Source organism: Devosia psychrophila, from assembly GCF_000971275.1.
GTDB classification, from domain to species: domain Bacteria; phylum Pseudomonadota; class Alphaproteobacteria; order Rhizobiales; family Devosiaceae; genus Devosia; species Devosia psychrophila.
The window spans coordinates 1-1,143 of the sequence record NZ_LAPV01000194.1; the positions used below are offsets into that span (position 1 = coordinate 1).

At 62.2% G+C, this 1,143-nt stretch carries 1 protein-coding gene and 1 pseudogene; both read left to right on the forward strand.

The window, feature by feature from the left end; all coding sequences use genetic code 11:
- Window positions 1-64 precede the first annotated feature (64 nt).
- Window positions 65-339, forward strand: a pseudogene (locus tag WH91_RS25005) (transposase); the annotation flags it as partial.
- A gap of 3 nt (window positions 340-342) precedes the next feature.
- The coding region (locus tag WH91_RS20330) for a transposase (RefSeq protein ID WP_144408396.1) at window positions 343-1,143 on the forward strand (801 nt) is incomplete at its 3' end.

A 1,143-nucleotide genomic window follows, 5' to 3' on the forward strand; every position in this document is an offset into this window, starting at 1 on the left:
GGGGTGGAGGCTGTGTGAAAACTCCGGATTATGGTATGATCTGGCACTGCTTCGGAGGTGCCAGATGGGACGTTTTGTCGAGGCTGCTGACCGTGACCAAGCGAGCTTTCTGCCGGCTTGTCTTGAGGACTATGTGGATGCGGACAACCCGGTCCGCGTGATCGATGCCTTTATCGATGAGCTCGATTTGGCCGGTCTCGGGTTTGCCCGTGTCCAACCGGCAGCGACCGGCCGACCCGGCTACGCACCGGGCACCATGCTCAAGCTCTACGTTTACGGATACCTGCATCAGCTACCTCGATCCGGAAGCTGGAGCGCGAGGCGGGTCGCAATATCGAGCTGATGTGGCTGACCGGCAAGCTGGTACCCGACTTCAAGACCATCGCCGACTTCCGCCATGACAATGCCAGCGCGATCCAGATCGCGTGCCAGCGCTTCGTTGCCGTCTGCGGCGCGCTTGGTATTGTCGGCGGCGGCGTGGTGGCCATCGAGGGCTCGCGTTTACGGGCCGTGAACACCCATGAGAAGAACTACACCAAGGGCAAGCTGGCGCGGCGAAAGGCCCATGTCGAGGAGAGCATCGCGCGTTATCTTGCAGAGCTCGAGGAAGCCGACAGCGCAGAGACGGGAGTGGCCTCACCGCGGGTCGAGCGCCTGACCGAACGATTGGCGTCTCTGCGTGGTAGCCTTGGCGAGCTCGAGGCGATCGGCCGACAGTTGGAAACCAGTGCTGATGGACAACTCTCGCTCACCGATCCGGACGCCCGCGCCATGGCAACTGGGAGCGACCATCGTGGCGTGGTCGGCTACAACGTCCAGGCTGCCGTCGATACCAGGCACCATATCGTGGTGGCTAATACGGTGACCAACCGAGGCCATGATCGTTCGCATCTGCTGGAGATGGCAAAGGCCGCGAAAGCCGCGACCGGCACCCCCGAGATGATTGCCCTTGCCGATCGCGGCTATTACGAGGGGGAGCAGATCCGCGCCTGTGCGCAGGCAGGCATTATCCCAATGGTGCCAAAACCCAACACCTCTCCTGCTCAGGCCCGTGGCCTGTGGGGCAAGCCGTCGTTCATCTATCAGCCAGAGACCGATACTTATCGCTGTCCCGTCGGCGAGCAACTCCAGAGGAGCCACGCC